General features: G+C 40.5%; 17 protein-coding genes. 8 read left to right on the top strand and 9 right to left on the bottom strand.

Features of this window, described 5'->3' with window-relative positions; genetic code table 11:
• The 8 genes from ABJH98_RS20100 to ABJH98_RS20065 form a co-directional block, all read left to right on the top strand.
• Positions 1-465 (top strand): putative Ig domain-containing protein (locus ABJH98_RS20100; protein ID WP_348309578.1); only part of this gene is annotated, 465 nt, incomplete at its 5' end.
• 147 nt (positions 466-612) lie between these two features.
• The gene (locus tag ABJH98_RS20095; RefSeq protein WP_348309577.1) at positions 613-2,991 is read left to right on the top strand and encodes a penicillin acylase family protein; all 2,379 of its coding nucleotides are present in this window, start codon (positions 613-615) and stop codon (positions 2,989-2,991) included.
• Between the two features lie 182 nt (positions 2,992-3,173).
• Entirely contained in the window at positions 3,174-4,544 is a 1,371-nt protein-coding gene (locus ABJH98_RS20090; protein ID WP_348309575.1) for a M20/M25/M40 family metallo-hydrolase, read from the top strand.
• Between the two features lie 103 nt (positions 4,545-4,647).
• Positions 4,648-4,995 carry a 5-carboxymethyl-2-hydroxymuconate Delta-isomerase gene (locus tag ABJH98_RS20085; RefSeq protein WP_348309574.1) on the top strand — a complete coding sequence of 116 codons (348 nt, stop codon included), beginning with the start codon at positions 4,648-4,650 and terminating at the stop codon, positions 4,993-4,995.
• A 16-nt stretch (positions 4,996-5,011) separates the two neighbouring features.
• Positions 5,012-5,992, top strand: coding sequence for a serine/threonine dehydratase (locus tag ABJH98_RS20080; RefSeq protein ID WP_348309573.1), 981 nt, complete (start codon positions 5,012-5,014; stop codon positions 5,990-5,992).
• 443 nt (positions 5,993-6,435) lie between these two features.
• On the top strand, positions 6,436-7,377 hold the full coding sequence (locus ABJH98_RS20075; RefSeq protein WP_348309572.1) for a hypothetical protein: 942 nt from the start codon (positions 6,436-6,438) through the stop codon (positions 7,375-7,377).
• Between the two features lie 148 nt (positions 7,378-7,525).
• Positions 7,526-7,735: a hypothetical protein gene (locus ABJH98_RS20070; RefSeq protein ID WP_348309571.1), complete on the top strand. Its 210-nt coding sequence runs from the start codon at positions 7,526-7,528 to the stop codon at positions 7,733-7,735.
• 36 nt (positions 7,736-7,771) lie between these two features.
• Positions 7,772-8,542 (top strand): S1/P1 nuclease, encoded by a 771-nt coding sequence (locus ABJH98_RS20065; RefSeq protein ID WP_348309570.1) that lies wholly within the window; start codon positions 7,772-7,774, stop codon positions 8,540-8,542.
• A 126-nt stretch (positions 8,543-8,668) separates the two neighbouring features.
• Here ABJH98_RS20065 and ABJH98_RS20060 read toward each other — a convergent pair whose 3' ends face one another.
• The 9 genes from ABJH98_RS20060 to glpK all read right to left on the bottom strand — a co-directional run bounded on the left by ABJH98_RS20060 (position 8,669) and on the right by glpK (position 17,541).
• Positions 8,669-9,613 (bottom strand): pyridoxal-phosphate dependent enzyme, encoded by a 945-nt coding sequence (locus ABJH98_RS20060; RefSeq protein ID WP_348309569.1) that lies wholly within the window; start codon positions 9,611-9,613, stop codon positions 8,669-8,671.
• A 41-nt stretch (positions 9,614-9,654) separates the two neighbouring features.
• Positions 9,655-10,563: a glycerophosphodiester phosphodiesterase family protein gene (locus tag ABJH98_RS20055; protein WP_348309568.1), complete on the bottom strand. Its 909-nt coding sequence runs from the start codon at positions 10,561-10,563 to the stop codon at positions 9,655-9,657.
• Positions 10,560-11,363, bottom strand: a complete 804-nt coding sequence (locus ABJH98_RS20050) for an MIP/aquaporin family protein (RefSeq protein WP_348309567.1) — start codon at positions 11,361-11,363, stop codon at positions 10,560-10,562. The genes ABJH98_RS20055 and ABJH98_RS20050 overlap by 4 nt, the downstream gene beginning before the upstream one ends.
• Positions 11,363-11,866 carry a hypothetical protein gene (locus ABJH98_RS20045; protein ID WP_348309566.1) on the bottom strand — a complete coding sequence of 168 codons (504 nt, stop codon included), beginning with the start codon at positions 11,864-11,866 and terminating at the stop codon, positions 11,363-11,365. The genes ABJH98_RS20050 and ABJH98_RS20045 overlap by 1 nt, the downstream gene beginning before the upstream one ends.
• Positions 11,867-11,872: 6 nt before the next feature.
• The gene (locus tag ABJH98_RS20040; RefSeq protein ID WP_348309565.1) at positions 11,873-12,631 is read right to left on the bottom strand and encodes an exodeoxyribonuclease III; all 759 of its coding nucleotides are present in this window, start codon (positions 12,629-12,631) and stop codon (positions 11,873-11,875) included.
• An 8-nt stretch (positions 12,632-12,639) separates the two neighbouring features.
• On the bottom strand, positions 12,640-13,392 hold the full coding sequence (locus tag ABJH98_RS20035; protein WP_348309564.1) for a TMEM175 family protein: 753 nt from the start codon (positions 13,390-13,392) through the stop codon (positions 12,640-12,642).
• A gap of 52 nt (positions 13,393-13,444) precedes the next feature.
• The gene (locus tag ABJH98_RS20030; RefSeq protein WP_348309563.1) at positions 13,445-14,338 is read right to left on the bottom strand and encodes an ROK family protein; all 894 of its coding nucleotides are present in this window, start codon (positions 14,336-14,338) and stop codon (positions 13,445-13,447) included.
• Complete coding sequence (locus ABJH98_RS20025; RefSeq protein WP_348309562.1) at positions 14,335-15,984, bottom strand: glycerol-3-phosphate dehydrogenase/oxidase; 1,650 nt, start codon at positions 15,982-15,984, stop codon at positions 14,335-14,337. The genes ABJH98_RS20030 and ABJH98_RS20025 overlap by 4 nt, the downstream gene beginning before the upstream one ends.
• Positions 15,985-16,056: 72 nt before the next feature.
• Positions 16,057-17,541, bottom strand: a complete 1,485-nt coding sequence (glpK, locus tag ABJH98_RS20020) for a glycerol kinase GlpK (protein ID WP_348309561.1) — start codon at positions 17,539-17,541, stop codon at positions 16,057-16,059.
• Positions 17,542-17,573: the final 32 nt, after the last annotated feature.

Below are 17,573 nucleotides of genomic sequence, written 5' to 3'. Positions count from 1 at the left end.
GATCTGACCTTGTCGGCTAGTTTGGCAAACGACGGAGATTTACCCTCTTGGTTGAGTTTTGCCTCTGCGTCCAATACGCTCTCTGGCACACCTGTGAGAGGAGACAACGGAGAGATCAATCTCAAAATTACGGCTACGGATGAATCTGAAGCTTCAGTATCGACTACTTTCAAATTGACGATCAATTTTGTATTAAGTGCAGATCAAGGAGAACTTAGTAACCTTAACTTCTATCCCAATCCTACTGATCATATCTTGCATTTGACAATTGATGAAGATATGACTGGCGATATTCAGTTGGTGATGTTCAATCAATCAGGAAAAACAGTTCGTGATATAATTTTGAATAAAACGCACCAATCACAAGTGTTTGAAATAGATATTCAAAGCTTGAGAAAAGGGATTTATCTAATGAAGTTGATAAACGAAAACACCACTTCAACATTTAAAATCAATAAGAAGTAAGTTCAGGATACTTATTGAATGCTAATAATAGCCATGATATGATTATCATGGCTATTTTTTTGTCCTATCAAAAGTTTAAAACTTTTCATGGGTTTGTTCGAATTACTTAGAGTTGCTAACTTCATAGCGTAACTCATTGTTCCTATTATGATTAAGAAAATCCTTGCTTCATTTTTGGCCATAATCGTGGTTCTTATAGCCTATGCCTACTGGTACGCCGAATCGTTGAAACCTCAATTCACAGGGGAAGCCCAACTACCAGGTCTGTCCAATCAGGCAGAAGTATACTACGACAATTATGGAATCCCACACATTTATGCGCAAAACGAGGTGGATGCTTATAGAGCACTGGGATACGCTCATGCGCAAGATCGCCTTTGGCAAATGGAAGTAGTGAGAAGAATTGCTCCTGGCCGTCTTTCCGAAATATTTGGAGGAAAACTGTTAAAGGTAGACAAGCTTTTTAGAGCCTTAAGTATTCAACAATATTCCGAACAAATGCTTACGCAATTTCAAGCCAATGGTGACCCAAAGATAAAAGCAGCAGCTCAAGCTTATTTGGATGGGGTCAATACATTTGTGTCCAATGGCCCAACTCCCATTGAATTCTCAATAGTTGGAGTAGAAAAAACACCCTTCTCCATGATAGATGTGTACAACACCATGGGGTATATGTCTTTCAGTTTTGCTGCCGCACAAAAAACGGAACCATTGGTCACTAAGATACTTCAAGACTTGGGTGAGGACTATCTCAAGGATTTGGATGTAGCACCTAATATGAAAAGCACTTTGTTGAAATCAACTTTACCAGCTACCGAACAGCTAGCCATTCAAATCGACCAGATCCTTAAGGACTTACCTGCTTCTCCATTCATTGGCAGTAATAGTTGGGTGATTGGTCCAGATAAAACAGCATCTGGCAAGGTCATTTTAGCCAATGATCCACACATCGCCTATTCACAACCTGCCGTTTGGTACGAGGCACATATCGAGTCTCCCGAAACCAGTTTTTATGGCTATTATCTGGCAGGATACCCGTTTGCCATTATGGGTCACAACAGGGAGTATGCCACCGGGTTAACCATGTTTGAAAACGACGATATTGATTTGTATTGGGAAAAAGATAATCCATACAACCCAGGTCAATATGTTTTCAAAAAGGAAATACGAGATTACCAATTTCGAAAAGAGAATATCAAAGTTAAAGACTCCACTACTGTCGAAATGGAGATCAAAACTACCCATCATGGGCCAGTTGTAAATGAAGCCTTGGAATTGGATGAAAGCTGGCCTCCAGTGTCTCTTTTTTGGGTATACACCCAAAAACCTGGAGAAATTCTAGAAGTGACTTATGGGTTTTCTCATGTAACGAACTTTTCTGATGCTCGAAAAAATGTAGCAAAAATTCATGCGCCTGGACTCAATGTGATGTATGGAGATATTAATAACAACTATGCCCGCTGGTCGTCTGCCCATCTATTGAAAAGAGCTGATTCGGTGAATTCGAAGCTGATATTGGATGGTAGTTCTGGCGAAAATGAAATTCAGGGTTATTATGATTTTAGCTACAACCCGAAATCCGAAAATGCCCCGTGGGGTTATGCTTATAGTGCCAATAATCAAGCGGATACCACAAACGGTGTTATAGTGCCGGGCTACTATTTACCAGAAGACCGTGCAAGAAGAATTAGACTTTTACTTGATCAGAATGAAAAGTGGACTGTAGAGGACACCAAGGAAATGATGTTGGATGTGACTTCTAACAATTCTCCTGAAGTGGTATCATCCATTCTAGAAGCCATTGACGACAAGCTCATCAATTCAGAAAATGAAGAAAAAGCACTTCAGCTTTTATCCGAATGGGGAGGAACTTTTGAATTGGATGAAGTGGTACCCACCATTTATAATAAGCTGGTTTACAAAATTCAAGAAAGCATTTTTGTAAACAAAATAGGTGAAGATGGGTTCGAAGCATACATGAAAACACATCTCATGAAACGAAGCTTCCAGCCACTTTTTGCAAATGATAGTTCTGTGTGGTGGGACAATCCAGAAACACCAGAAGTTGAGACTCGCTCTCAAATCATAACTTCGGCGCTTTCAGAAGGTTTGTTAGAATTAGAAAATCAACTAGGCACTGATATCAGTCAATGGCAATGGAGCAAGGTGCATAGCTTGGAACACAATCATGTGCTAGGTGCTGTAGATTTACTAAGAAAGTATTTCAACGTAGGGCCATTCCCTGTGCCAGGCAATAATGAAGTAATCAACAACTACATCTACAGATGGACAGCTGATGGTGAGTACAAAACGGCCGCAGGGCCATCCACCAGACGAATCATTGATTTTGCTGATGTAGAAGGCAATAGCTGGAGCATATTACCAACAGGAAACTCTGGAAATATTTTCTCTCCACACTACAACAATCAAGCGGAGATGTATGTGAATGGCGAATACCGCAGACAATTGATGAATAAAGAAGAAATTATGAAGGTGTCTGAAGGAGCTTTGGTGCTGAAGCCTTAAGCTTCCAACTTTTCCAAAGTTGATAACTTTGGAAAAGTTTCTCTTGGAAATACTCATCCATCCGCTATTACTTCTCGTACCGCTATTGATTAAAAATTTGCATCAAGATTTTAGGTGATTGTTTGCGGTTAGCCGTATTCTTGTCATCTAGTAAGTTTTATGACTTTTCAACACATTCTAAGATGAAAAAACAAATGCTCGTAGCACTTATGCTACTCTTCTCTGCTTTTGCTACACAAGCACAAAATCACGAACAAAACTTAAGAACAATTTTCGATGAAGCGTTGACCAATGGCCAGTCTTATCCTATGTTGGAATATTTATCGCTCAACATTGGACATCGATTAAGCGGCTCGCCGTCTGCAGCAGCAGCTGTAGAATATACGCGCCAACAAATGGAAGCTTATGGTTTCGACAAAGTGTACTTGCAAGAAGTTATGGTACCCCATTGGGTCAGAGGCCAAAAAGAGATTGGACGAATTGTTAATTCAAAGTTTGGCTCGCAAGATGTAAGCGTCATAGCATTAGGCAATAGTGTGGGGACAGGTCCTGAAGGGTTGCTGGCTGAAGTGATCGAAGTACAAAGTTTGGACGAACTCGAAAAATTGGGCAAGAAAAACATAGAAGGGAAAATCGTCTTTTTCAATAGACCCATGGATCCAAAACACATTCATACTGGACATGCCTATGGTGGAGCAGGAGATCAGCGCGTAAAGGGCCCATCCGAAGCGGCTAAATATGGGGCAGTCGGAGCGATCAACAGATCACTGACACTGGCACAAAATGATACACCTCATACAGGCACACTGATTTATGAAGAAGGTGTCACTCAGATTCCAGCGGTGGCCATTAGTACTGTAGGGGCGGATTATTTAAGCCGTACCATCAAAGCCAATAAGGCCATGAAATTTTACATGGAAACACATTGCGAAATGCTGCCAGACGTACTTTCGTACAACGTGATTGGTGAATTAACTGGTTCAGAAAAGCCAGACGAATACATTGTAGTAGGTGGTCATTTAGACTCTTGGGATGTAGGTGATGGTTCACACGATGATGGGGCTGGTTGCGTTCAGGCCATCGAAGCGGTTAGAGTTTTTAAAGCTACTGGCATTCGTCCAAAAAGAACTTTGAGAGCGGTGATGTTTATGAATGAAGAAAACGGATTGCGTGGTGGAAAGGAATACGCTCGTGTCGCTAAAGAAAAAGGGGAGAAGCATATCGCTGCCTTAGAATCTGATTCAGGTGGTTTCACGCCAAGAGGATTTGGAATTAAATCTTCCCCTGAAGTGTTGACCAAAATACAAAGCTGGGGTGACCTGTTGGCGCCATACGATCTAAGAAAAATCGTAAAAGGTTATGGTGGTGCGGATATCAATCCACTGGAAGATCAAGGGCCTGCTTTAATTGGTTTGATGCCGGACTCGCAGCGCTACTTTGATTATCACCATACTGCGGATGATACCTTCGACAAGGTCAACAAACGGGAGTTAGAGCTTGGTGCCGCATCCATGGCTGCCTTGATCTATTTGATCGATCAGGAGGGCTTGTAGTTAACCTATTTTTGCGTCATTTCGACGACAGGAGAAATCTTCTCACAACCAAATGAGAGGCCTCCTATCGTCGGCATGACAAGTAATTTAAATTTTTTGAACCATGCCACATTTCATCATACATTGCTCAGAAAACCTTACACGAATTCATTCGAAAAAAGAGATCATGCAGACCGTCTATCAGCAGGCTATAGCTAGTGAACTTTTTGTAAAAACGGATATTAAGGTTCGAGTACAGTCATTTGACGAATTTATCGCTGGAGAAGGATCAGATGATTTCATCCATGTTTTTGGTAATATCATGGAAGGAAGAACAGTCGAACAAAAAGCCAATTTATCACGACGAATTGTTGCTGCGCTCAATGGACTTTTTCCTCAAGTACCAATAGTGTCCATGAATATCCGAGATTTCGAAAAAGATAGCTATTGCAATAAAGCCATGGTTGAGTAAAAACGCTTTTAAAACTATGTTAACCCTTCAAGATATTGCTAATGCCAGAGGACGTATCGACAAATACATTCAAGACACGCCTATCCTACAGTCGTCATTGTTGAATAATTGGTTGGGGCATGAGATTTTCTTTAAGGCAGAGTGCCTTCAGAAAATTGGGGCATTCAAAGCCCGAGGAGCCTGTAATGCTATATCTTCCTTAATTGAAAATAACCAGAGACCGAAAAGAGTGATTGCCAATAGTTCGGGCAATCATGCGCAAGCTGTCGCCTGGGCCGCCAGTCAGTTTGGCATTCCTGCTACGATCTTTATGCCCGCCTATTCATCATCAGTAAAGATTCAAGCAACAGCTTCCTATGGAGCTAAAATAGAACTGTGCGAAACTCGAAATATAGCCGATGAACAGGTACGGAAAGCTGCTGAAGAAAATGGAACCTATTGGATTCCTCCTTTCAACAACGAGGCGGTCATCGCCGGTCAAGGTACAGCGGCCTATGATGCACTCCATCAGTTAGACCATATCGATGCGGTGTTTGCTCCTTGCGGAGGGGGCGGTTTGTTATCAGGAACCTGGTTGTCCTCCTCTCATTTATCACCAAAGACTAAAGTCATCGGCGCGGAGCCTCTCAATGCCAATGATGCTGCCGAATCATTAAGAAAAAATTCCATACAGAGGCTTCAGAAGGTACCTGATACCCTGGCAGATGGAGCGATGACAATGGCTGTAGGAGACATCACTTTTGAATATCTCAAAAAGCTTGATGGTATGCATGAAATAGAGGAGTCACGGATGATCTACTGGACACAGTGGCTGTCTCATTTGTTGAAAGTCCAGGTGGAACCTACTAGTGCGATTTCGATGGAAGCAGCCTCACAATGGCTTTCAAGTCAGTCTGGAAAGAAGCGTATACTTATTATCCTTTCAGGGGGAAATATTGATCAGTCGAACTTTCTCAAAATATGGCAGCACAATAGGCTTGATGAAATCCCAAGTTGAATATACATAGTAAGACAGCAAATAATTAATCATGGAAGCCGTATTCAATGCATTAACAACTATGCAGCCATTCACTTAAGTGCTATGATGGCGATTCAGTATTGGTAAAGAAGATAGGTTGCAGTCTAAAAAATTGATACCCCAAATTATTTGTCATTTCGACCATTTGGGAGAAATCTCATTGAAATCGAGTACCTAGATTATCACGATTAGATTTCTCGCTTCACCTGTCTACCGACAGGCTTACTCGAAATGACATATGGGTTGGTCTTTGATTCCATCACGAAATTCCCTATTATTATAATCCAATCGGTCGTTTCGCAGCTGACTGATTAGCAGCCCTTCTGAGAAATATTTAATTAACAAGTAATGATGCATTGCGGATAAAGTGCGCTTTACACAATTGTTAGGCTCAAAAAGTTCACCGCGAAATACCAATTTATATGAACGAAGATGATGATGACGACTTAGACTTTGATGATGATGATTTGGATGATGACAATGATGATGTTAATCCTGATGATTCACAAATGTCATATAATCAGATAACCGTCAAATTTGGAGGAGATGGAAATATCAAAGTCGAAACCTTAACCGAGTTCCTGAGGGGTTACAAGGACTTATTACATCTCATTAACACCGAACTTGGTTACGCACCAAATGATTTGATAATTGAAGTTTCTCCACCGGAAAACGGAAGTTTCAAAATCAAACTTGCGCCAAAGTATCAAAATGTATTGTTGAATGCAGCTGCTGGACTGGTGGTTTCTACACTGAGTGGAGTTCTCGTCTATCATATGACAAAGCCATCTTCCACAAGCGATATTAATACAGTTGAGGAGATTCTGAAAAAAAACGATTTAACCGAAAAGAATCTATCTAAAAACGTTTATAATGTGTATCATAATTCTGGCGCACATCAGACGATTAATCAAACTTTCATTACTGTAAACGGAGATGGAAATATCACAGACTTAAACATCAAACGTGATGATAAGGAAATCATTGATGTTAAAAAAGAACAACTAACAGAATTAATCTCTACTGACTCTGAATCGACTTTCGAAGAACCAGCAAAAGAGGATATTTTAACTGATGAAGCTGTTCTTGTTATAAAGACAATTCATTTTGAAGGTCAAGGAAAGTGGGCTTTCATATTCAGAGGATACCCTATCAGAGCCATTATTAAAGACGAGAAATTTCTTTCCAAACTGAATAATGAGCCATTTACTAAAGGGGATACTTTAAAAGTTCTTTTATCAAGAAAGAGAACATTTGATGAAGAACTACAAACGTATTTGGTAGATCAAACTAGTTATGTGATCGAAGAGGTTTTGGAACATAAATCGAAGCTAGATGAAAAGAAAAACCAACTTGGATTTTAAAGAGCCTAACAGGCACTATCATCCTATAAGCTACTGAGCTGTTTGAAAAGGCTGGCGCAATGAGATACTTTTATAGATGTTAATTAAAATCAATGCTAACATACAAGTTGGACGTTAAAATCCTCACCATACCACTTACAAAGAAACAATGACCCCGTTCCGCACCTATCGTGATCCACTAGAAGCCGAAGCGCTGATCGAAGTTTTACAAAAGCATAATGTCCCTTTTGAAAGAACTTTCGAAAAATCGGCTGATCTTGACGATTATGTTGGAAGCAATCCGTTTGATAGTGATATTGTCATTAAAATTGCAAAAAATGACTTTTCTAAAGTGGAAGCTTTATTAAAAAACATTTAGGATTATCTTTCCATTTCAATGAAGCCGCATATACAAATGAAAAAAATATTGACACTCCTCCTCCTGACCTTTGTTACCTATTCATCTGCCTTTTCCTGGGGAAAAACGGGTCATCGGGTAGTAGGACAAATTGCCTATGATCATTTGACTAGCAAGGCTAAGAAAAATATCCAAGCGGTTTTGGGAGATGAGCACTTGGGCATGGTTGGTAATTATATGGATTTTATCCGAGCAGATCGCACGAAGGACTATATGACGCCCTGGCATTATTGCACGATTCCTGAGGGTAAAACTTATGAAGAAGCAGGTGTGCCAGAACAAGGAGATGCGATCCAATCCATCAACCGATTGATCAAAGAGTTGGCATCAAAAAATTTCACCTATGATTCAGAAATAGAAAACCTGAAGTACTTGGTGCATCTCGTGGGAGACATTCATCAGCCCTTACATGTAGGTAATGGCCAGGATATGGGGGGCAATGATGTAAAAGTAGAATTCATGTGGGACAAGGGCTACAATCTGCACCGTGTGTGGGACAGTGGCTTGATCGACCATCAGCAATTGAGCTATACCGAATATGTAAAATGGATTGATACAGCTACAGATCAGCAGATTTCAAAATGGCAGAGTGAAGATATTATGATTTGGGTGGATGAGGCACTTGGTTACCGTGAGGGCATTTATGACATTCCTGAGGGCGCAAAATTGAGATACGATTACAACTATACCCACATTGCTACGGTAAACGAACGCCTACTCAAAGCAGGCATTCGATTGGCAGGTATTCTTAATGAAATTTATGGGTAAGGCGATGACGTCATAACCCTGCTTGTCTGGGCTATCTCCTCTTGGTCGTAGCACTCCTGAGATAGCAGTGCATACCACTGGCGGATCACCCTAATAAATAGGGTGATGACGATGGTCTACTAATTCTTAAAACGGCAAAGCGTCCAACTGAACATTACCTCCCGTAATGATCAACCCTGTTTTCTTGCCTACAAACTGCTCTTTGTTTTTGAGCAAAGCAGCTACAGCTACAGCGCTCGATGGCTCGATGATGACTTTCATCCTCTCCCAAATCAAGCGCATCGCATCTACAATTTCCTGTTCTTCCACTCGATAAACTTCAGAAACGTGTTGTTTGATTATTTCAAAATTGAGCTTCCCTACTGAAACCAAAAGTCCATCGGCAATAGATTCGGGATTCTCCACACCAACCAATTGCCCTGATTTAAAAGACCGGTACGTGTCATCCACGTTCGACGGTTCGGCCAATATCATTTTGGTGGTAGGGCTGACATAACTCAAAGCCAACGCAGACCCTGCAGCCAATCCGCCACCACCGACTGGAGAAATCATAAAATCTAAATCGGGATATTCTTCAATGAATTCCTTGGCACAAGTAGCTTGTCCCGCAATAATTCTTGGATCATGAAATGGATGTACTTGTATCGCGCCAGTTTCTTCCATGATTTTGGCGCAAGCAGCCACCCGAGCTTCTTCTGTAGGTTCGCAGAAAGTAATTTCTGCACCATATTCTTCTACTGCATCCTTTTTTACTTGAGGTGCGTTTTCTGGCATCACGATATATGCTTTGGCTCCAGCTACTTTCGAAGCCAATGCCACCGCTTGTGCGTGATTTCCTGATGAATGAGTTACAAATCCATTGACACGATCTTCAGGTCGGTAAGACATGATGATGTTGGATGCGCCTCTCATTTTGAATGCGCCTACTTTTTGAAAGTTTTCACATTTGAAAAAAACTTCGCCACCCACCAATTCATTGATAGTTTGAGAAGTCATGATAGGAGTTCGTACGATATATTTGGTTATTCGCGTGTGCGCACGCTTGATGTCACTAAGACTTGGTATTTCCATAGTTGATAAATCCGCCCGTTAAAATTATGCAAGCGTCAAATTTAATTCGAAATTAATTCTAATACGCGATTTGGGTAATCAGAAATGATCCCATCTACTCCCCAATCCAATACGCGCTGAATGTCTTCTGTTTCATTTACCGTCCATGGAATCACTTGTATGCCTTGAGATTGTAACCAAGAGACTTTTTCTGAGTCGAGCAAATGATAGTAGCAACTATAGATTTCAGGCGTAAACCCAAGATTGGCAATATTATCCTCGATGGGTAATGTGTTTTCAACCAGTGCCGCCAATTTGATCTCAGGATAGTTTTCGTGAAAATATTGTAGAATTCTAAAATCAAACGATTGGATATTGAGTTGGGTGGTGTCCATTTCTTCTACAATAAAATCATATACCAGTTGAGCATATGCCGCAGGAAGTGGGTGATACAAACTGTCACCTGCCGGATCGCATTTAATTTCAATGTTATAGCGCACGGGTGGCAGGTTTTTATCTTTAATGTATTTGTTTACTGCGTCGATAACTTCTTTGAGCAAGGGCTTGTGAATCGCCATTTTTTCCTGATTCGGAAATTGTTTTTCAAAACGAGAACCCACATCATAAGCCTTGATTTCCTCATAAGTCATTTGATAGATATTATGATTCAATTCGTCCTCTTTTTCTATAGGAGACCCATCAGGTGAGGTGGAAAACTTATGCGACATAAATGGATCATGACTCACCAACAATTCATGATTTTTTGTTACGGCCAGGTCCAATTCTAGAGTGGTAACTCCTAGCTCAACAGCTTTGATGAAGGCTGGGACTGTGTTTTCTGGAAGCAAGCCTCGTGCTCCACGATGACCTTGTACATCTAGATTGGCATATTTCATGGTGTCATTTTTTAGTTGACAATGAGTGAGCGATAGGATAAGTATGGCGGACAGGAATGTGTTTGTAATTTTCATTTTTCATCAGCATTTTCACTTTGTTCTCTAATAGCGAGAACAATCAAAACTACAACTGCTAACACACAAGGATATAAAGCGAACATTATATTTTGATTAAATATAGCTTGGTAGCTCAATGTACCTAAGGCTCCGCCAAGCAATGGCCCGAACACAGGAATCCAACTATAACTCCATTGCGAATTTCCTTTCCCCCTTATGGGTAATAAGAAATGAGCAAATCTAGGACCTAGATCTCTGGCTGGATTAATGGCGAAACCGGTGGTACCCCCTAAAGCTAATCCAATCATGCAGATCAACAACCCTACTACAAGTGGGTTCAACCCTTCCGTGAATTTATTTGGGCCTAAGAATGACAAAGCAAACAACAATAAAAATGTACCCGACAGTTCACTGAATAAGTTGGCGTATTTGGAAGGTATGGCAGGACTAGTACAAAACACACCAAGTTTTGCGCTTTGATCTTCAGTGGCTTTCCAGTGGGGCAAATAGTGTAGCCAAACCAACGCTGCACCAGTCATCGCCCCTAAAAATTGTGCAATGATATATCCAGGTACCAACGCCCATTCAAAGGCTCCAATCATGGCAAATCCTATTGTCACGGCAGGGTTGATATGTGATCCAGAAATGTCTCCAACGGCATATATAGCCATAGTTACTGCCAAGGCCCAGCCCACACAGATGGCCAACCAGCCACCACCTTGGAAATAATTTTTTTGCAGACTGACACCAGCATTTACTCCACTTCCTACAAGAATGAGGATGGCTGTTCCAATGAATTCAGCAACGTAGACGTTCATTATTTTTTGGGTTCGGTTATTTTAATTTTCTCCTTGACCAATTGCTTCAGCGCATCTTTTTGTTCATGATTCAATTGACCCAACGAAAGCGTCAACCAATTTTCGGGCGATTTTTTAGGATAAAGCCAGACAAAATTATTTTCGATTCGATAAAAACCCAGATCGCTCCACTCGAGAAATTTACATTGCTGTGGAATCTCATGTTTCACTTCAATGCCTTTGGTATCTATGTTCAATTCTGGTAAAGTTTCTCTTTTTTGCTTCCAGAGATTCTTCACTTTGAATTTAAACATCAAATTTCTACCTATAAAAATATAGACTAGCGTAAGTACACCTGCATACGTCAGTTTTTCATCCATGGGTGTAGCTTTTAATCCAGTGTATAACAGCAATCCAGCAACTATAGCTAGTAGCATGGACATGGCTCTTTTCTTTGGGTGATCTGCTATTTTCTGACCTTGATAAAAAGCATCGTAATCACTATTTGAAGGGATGGTAATCATAATATTTTAGAGTGTAATGCTGATAGGACAATGATCGGATTCTTTGTAATTGGGATGGATAGCAGCTTCTGAAATTTTGGATATTAAAGGCTCGCTCACTAAAAAGTAATCAATACGCCAGCCGATATTTTTTTCTCTTGCTCCCGCTCTGTAGCTCCACCAACTATAAGCCACTTCTTCTGGATGTAAGTGTCTGAAAGTGTCTACAAAGCCTGCCTCCAAAAAATTGGTCATCCCGTCGATTTCTACTTGCGTGTAACCGGCAGTTTTGTTGTAATTGGACTTTGGTCTGGCGATATCAATTTCTTGATGTGCGACGTTGAAGTCGCCACAGGCAATGACCGGTTTTTTAGCCTCTAATCCTTTCAAGTATTTTTTAAAGTCTACATCCCAACCTTTTCGATAATCCAACCGTCTCAGCTCTCGACTAGAATTGGGGACATATACATTGACTAAATAAAAATCTTCAAACTCACTAGTGAGCACACGACCTTCTTGATCATGCTCTTCTATTCCAATTCCAGAAGTAACGGAAATAGGAGCAACTTTACTGATGGTGCAAGTTCCACTGTATCCTTTTTTTACGGCACTGTTGGATGAAATATGATAAGGAAAGTCTTCGCCTAATGCTTCTAATATCTGATCATCCTGTGCTTTGGTTTCTTGAAAACAAATGATGTCAGTTTGCATATCTTCGAAAGAGTCGAGAAGCCCCTTTTTTAGGGCAGCTCGTATGCCATTTACATTGTAGGAAACGATTTTCATGAATTAGCTTAATTTGAGATTTTTGACAATAGTTTTCTATTTCTAATGCTGAATGGAATCATAATAATTGGATAAAACCAATAGATAAAACCACCTATTGCAAATGAAACATTGGGTTCTACAGGAAGCAAACAAAACAGACAAGAAACAAGTGGGATGCTTCCCATCAATAGGTTTGCCCGCATGCTGATTCTTGTTAGAAATTTTTCTTTATTACTCAGTCCCATTTCACCTGACCTTCGATAAGCAATCAAATACATAATAGCCAGAGTAAAAAAAATACTGGCCGCACCAAATCCGTAAATACTCATAAGGCGTGGTGTATCTTCTATGCGAATGATATTAGAAAAGATATGGTTAAATGCCTCCCAATTTTTGGTAAACATGGCAGAGAACATGTCGTAGAGCAACTGCATCAAAAATTTGAGTGGGTAGATATAGAACAAAATTAAAAACAACAAAAGTGTATTGACCGCAACGATTTTAGCGTCTTTGAACCCGTAGCGAATGAAGAAAACATAATGCTGAAACCAAATCAACATCAACAGAGCCATGCAGAGCGCAAATGGAACCAAATCTTTAAGGAAATGGAGTAGTTCCGCATAGGTTTCGGGAATAGAGGTGGAGATGACCAGTAAAGCAGTGGCTATAGCAAAGACTCCGTCAGATAGAGCTTCTACGCGAGTATTATCTACACCCCGAAAACGAAACTGGGCTTCGGATTCTTTGAGAGTTTTTTCTTTGAGAGCACTTCGAACCAAAATAGGAGGATTTTGGTATGAAAATTAGAGGATAATAATGGGAATGCAAAAACTAATTGAGAATGGCGGCTCCAAATACACCAGCAGAATCTCCTAATTTTGGTTTTAAGATTTGAGTGGCACATTCAGGATTAAATACATGTTTTTTCACCTCTTCAATACCTTTTGTATACAGCAGATCAATATTGCCTACTCCTCCTCCGATGACAATGACATCTGGGTCAACCATATTGATAATCGTAGATATGGCTATACCGAAGTATTGGATCAAACGATTCATGGTGGCTTTAGCTAAGGGATCAGATTTTTGGTCTGAAACGATTTCTTTTAGGGGTTTATATTTTCCAGAAACTTGGGTATAATACCTTTCTAGGCCAGGACCTGAAATGACAGTTTCTACACAGCCAATTTTGCCGCAATAACAGGAGCCACCAGACTCATGGAGAAAGTTATGACCCCACTCTCCCCCTATGCCATTAGCGCCATTCAATATTTGACCGTTGACTACTATTCCACCACCTACGCCAGTGCCCATGATCACTCCGAATACGACGCCAGCACTTGGTGCAACTTCAGGAACAATACCTAGGTGAGTTTCTGCCAAAGCAAAACAATTGGCATCGTTGGCCATAGCCATCGGCAATTGCAATAAGTTTTGAAGATCAGCCAAAAGCGGTTGATCATTCAAGTGCTGGCTATTGGAATTTTTTAAATGGCCGGTGGGAGGATAAATGGAGCCAGGTGTGCCGATTCCAATTTTTTCCGGTTTCAACCCACTTTCTTGTTCGAGTATCTCTACCAGTTTTTTGATTTGAAACAAGACGTGATGATAACCTTTATCACCTTCTGTGGGTAGGCGATGGCGAGCAATCACTTGATTGTTTGAGGAGGAGTCTATGATGATTCCTTCAATTTTTGTTCCGCCAAGGTCTATGCCCCATCTCATTTAAAACCTGTGGCTTTGTTTATTTCTTCCTGCATGGCAGCTATTTCTTCATTCATCTGTTCGGTGGACCAGTCTAGCCAATGCTTCATTTCAGTAGCCACCATTTTCAGATGATCTTTCACACTTTTTATATTGAAATACAACCTTCCCGTACGATGAATAAAGAAATCAGTCAAGTGCATGACCATTTCTCGTTCTATGCAAAATCTAACTTCAGCTTTTAGCAACTTGACTTCTTCATTTTTACTTGGAAGTCGTTCGGCAAAATTTAATATCGTTTGAGTTTGATCTCCATAAGTGTCGACCAGAGAGGCGATTTGCTCTTTATTGAATTGAGTATAATCTTTTTGAAGTTTGGCTTTGTAGCTTGAAATCGCTTTTGTGTTTTTAAAACTATTGCCGTTGAATTTGATTTTTTTGGATTTGGATTTAGTCTTTTTGGTGATGCCAGAACGCGAACTTTTCATTTCCAAAACAAGATCAACGGTTCGTTTGGCCATTTTTCTATAGCCAGTGAGTTTTCCTCCGGCAATCGAAATAAGTCCTCGATCTGAAATGAAAATCTCATCTTTTCTGGAAATTTCCGAAGCCGATTTTCCTTCTTCTTGTATGAGTGGCCGAATGCCAGCCCAGGAAGACAACACATCTTCAATTTTAATATGGATAGAAGGAAAAGCTTCGTTCACCGCTTTGATTAAATAACTGACGTCTTTTTTTTCTGTACGAGCGTCTCTTGGGTTGCCTTCGTAGTTGGTATCTGTAGTACCTATGTAGGTAATGTCGTTTTTGGGAATTGCAAAAATCATGCGTCCATCGGAGACATCGAAATAAACAGATTGCCGAACAGGTAGCATCTCGAATGGTACAACGATGTGAATGCCCTTCGTCAAATGCAGTTTGGTTTCTTTTACTTTTTTATTCAGCTTTCTGACTTGATCCACCCAAGGACCAGCAGCATTTACTACATAGTCTCCATAGATTTTAAAATCTTCCCCCGAATGCTCATCATGACAAGCTACGCCGCAAACTTTTCCCCCTTTGGCTAATAAGTCTGTGCAGTTAGCATAATTCAAGGTTTGAGCACCATGTTCAACTGAAGTTTTGATCAGTTCCATCACCAATCGAAAGTCATCCGTTTGATATTCGGCATATAGCCCGCCCCCTTCAATAATATTTTTGTCAAGCAATGGCTCGCAGTTCATGGTCTCTTCGATAGAGAGCATTTTGCGCTGATCTTCTTCTTCTACTCCAGCCAGCACATCGTACACCATTAATCCCACTGAGGTAATGATTTTACCGTAGTTTCCGTCTTTGATCAACGGAAGGAGCATTTTTTCTGGTCTGACTAAATGCGTGGCCAATTCATGGAGGATAGATCGCTCCTTGCCAACTTCACGAACAAGACTAAACTCAAATTGTTTGAGATACCTTAACCCACCGTGTATGAGTTTTGTGGATTTGCTACTGGTACCTGAAGCAAAGTCTTTTTTTTCGAGAAGAGCCACTTTTAAACCACGAGTGACAGCGTCTAATGCGATGCCAGCTCCTGTGATCCCACCACCTATTATAATAACATCATAATATTCATTCTTCAAATTTTGAATGATATTGGGTCTGGTTTGATATGAAAAGGATGGTTTTGACATAAATTTTTTTGTGCAAAACAAGTCGAAAAGTAGTCTTATTTAATTTTCGATTTGTTATGAAATGTTTATTATTTATCTGGCCCAATTCATACACCTTTTGATGGCATTGTGCCAACCAGTGTAAAGACTATCTCTTGTAAAATCGTCCATATTGGGCTTAAAAGTCTTGTCTATTGCTTTTTTCTTTCGTAGGTCTGACATGCTCCACAGACCGCTTGTGATTCCCGCAAGAAAAGCCGCTCCTTGAGCAGTAGATTCTACATTTTTAGGCCGTTCTACAGGCACGTTTAAAATATCAGCCTGAAATTGCATTAAGTAATTGTTAGCAGAGGCTCCTCCGTCAACTTGTAAAGAATTTAGTTTGACCCCTGAATCATTGGCCATGGCAAATAATATATCTCGGGTTTGATAAGCCAAAGACTCCAACGTTGCCTTAACAATATCATCGTTAGTCGTATCTTGTGTAAGACCAAATATTCCACCTCGTGCATACATGTCCCAGTACGGTGCACCTAATCCAGAAAATGCAGGCACCATGTAAACGCCACTATCTTCTTTACTTCTTGCAGCAATTTTTTCTGTTTCTTCCGCGGATTGAATCATTTTCAGGCCATCTCTGAGCCACTGTATGGCAGCTCCAGCCATGAAAATACTTCCTTCCAGCGCATATTCGACGGTACCATTGAGTCCCCATGCAATAGTGGTAATTAATCCATTTTTGGAGTACTGTATTTTTTCACCAGTATTCATCAGCAAAAAGCAACCCGTACCATAAGTGTTTTTGGCTTGCCCAGCATCAAAGCAACCTTGCCCAAAAAGGGCAGCCTGCTGATCCCCAGCCACACCCATAATGGGTATTTCGCCGCCCTGCACTTGTGCCATTCCAAAATGAAAACCTGAATGCGTAACATCTGGTAACATTTGTCTAGGAATATCAAACCGCTCTAACAATTCTTCATCCCAACTCAATTCGGAAATATTGAAAAGCATGGTTCGAGAGGCATTAGAAAAATCGGTGATGTGGGAGGCGCCATTGGTCAAATTCCAAATAAGCCAGGTATCTACTGTTCCAAAGATGAGATCTCCATTTTCAGCTGCTTTTCTGGCACCATTCACATTGTTAAGAATCCAATGAATTTTTGTTGCTGAAAAGTAGGAGTCAATTACAAGTCCTGTACTTTCTCTTATATAATCTTCAAGATCGTCATCATTTTTTAGTTTCTCACAAAAGTCGGAGGTTCGGGTATCCTGCCATACGATGGCATTATAAACCGGATTGCCTGTGTTTTTGTCCCATACTATAGTTGTTTCTCGTTGATTGGTAATTCCTATTCCCAGGATTTGAGAATTATTGACTTTACTTTTTTTGATCACCTCGTACATGACATCGAGCTGAGATTTGAGGATGTCGTAGGGATCGTGTTCTACCCATCCATTTTTGGGGTACAACTGCTTGAACTCTTTTTGAGCCATCGAAACCACTTTGCCTTTGTGGTCAAATAAAACTGCTCGTGAACTTGTCGTTCCCTGGTCAAGCGCCAGTATGTATTGTTTCATGTGGACAAATTTCCATTAATTTAACTACAAAT

The organism is Reichenbachiella sp., assembly GCF_039969095.1.
Taxonomy (GTDB): domain Bacteria; phylum Bacteroidota; class Bacteroidia; order Cytophagales; family Cyclobacteriaceae; genus Reichenbachiella.
The sequence above is the reverse complement of the archived record's forward strand: the minus strand, read 5'-3'. Positions and strand labels throughout refer to the sequence as shown.

What these genes read in the sequence shown, in the direction of transcription:
- ABJH98_RS20060 (WP_348309569.1), bottom strand. Translation starts at nt 9,613, where the DNA reads ATGGAAATACCAAGTCTTAGTGACATCAAGCGTGCGCACACGCGAATA.
- ABJH98_RS20070 (WP_348309571.1), top strand. Translation starts at nt 7,526, where the DNA reads ATGACCCCGTTCCGCACCTATCGTGATCCACTAGAAGCCGAAGCGCTG.
- ABJH98_RS20075 (WP_348309572.1), top strand. Translation starts at nt 6,436, where the DNA reads ATGAACGAAGATGATGATGACGACTTAGACTTTGATGATGATGATTTG.
- ABJH98_RS20080 (WP_348309573.1), top strand. Translation starts at nt 5,012, where the DNA reads ATGTTAACCCTTCAAGATATTGCTAATGCCAGAGGACGTATCGACAAA.
- ABJH98_RS20065 (WP_348309570.1), top strand. Translation starts at nt 7,772, where the DNA reads ATGAAAAAAATATTGACACTCCTCCTCCTGACCTTTGTTACCTATTCA.
- ABJH98_RS20085 (WP_348309574.1), top strand. Translation starts at nt 4,648, where the DNA reads ATGCCACATTTCATCATACATTGCTCAGAAAACCTTACACGAATTCAT.
- ABJH98_RS20055 (WP_348309568.1), bottom strand. Translation starts at nt 10,563, where the DNA reads ATGAAAATTACAAACACATTCCTGTCCGCCATACTTATCCTATCGCTC.
- ABJH98_RS20040 (WP_348309565.1), bottom strand. Translation starts at nt 12,631, where the DNA reads ATGAAAATCGTTTCCTACAATGTAAATGGCATACGAGCTGCCCTAAAA.
- ABJH98_RS20045 (WP_348309566.1), bottom strand. Translation starts at nt 11,866, where the DNA reads ATGATTACCATCCCTTCAAATAGTGATTACGATGCTTTTTATCAAGGT.
- glpK (WP_348309561.1), bottom strand. Translation starts at nt 17,541, where the DNA reads ATGAAACAATACATACTGGCGCTTGACCAGGGAACGACAAGTTCACGA.
- ABJH98_RS20030 (WP_348309563.1), bottom strand. Translation starts at nt 14,338, where the DNA reads ATGAGATGGGGCATAGACCTTGGCGGAACAAAAATTGAAGGAATCATC.
- ABJH98_RS20090 (WP_348309575.1), top strand. Translation starts at nt 3,174, where the DNA reads ATGAAAAAACAAATGCTCGTAGCACTTATGCTACTCTTCTCTGCTTTT.
- ABJH98_RS20095 (WP_348309577.1), top strand. Translation starts at nt 613, where the DNA reads ATGATTAAGAAAATCCTTGCTTCATTTTTGGCCATAATCGTGGTTCTT.
- ABJH98_RS20025 (WP_348309562.1), bottom strand. Translation starts at nt 15,984, where the DNA reads ATGTCAAAACCATCCTTTTCATATCAAACCAGACCCAATATCATTCAA.
- ABJH98_RS20050 (WP_348309567.1), bottom strand. Translation starts at nt 11,363, where the DNA reads ATGAACGTCTACGTTGCTGAATTCATTGGAACAGCCATCCTCATTCTT.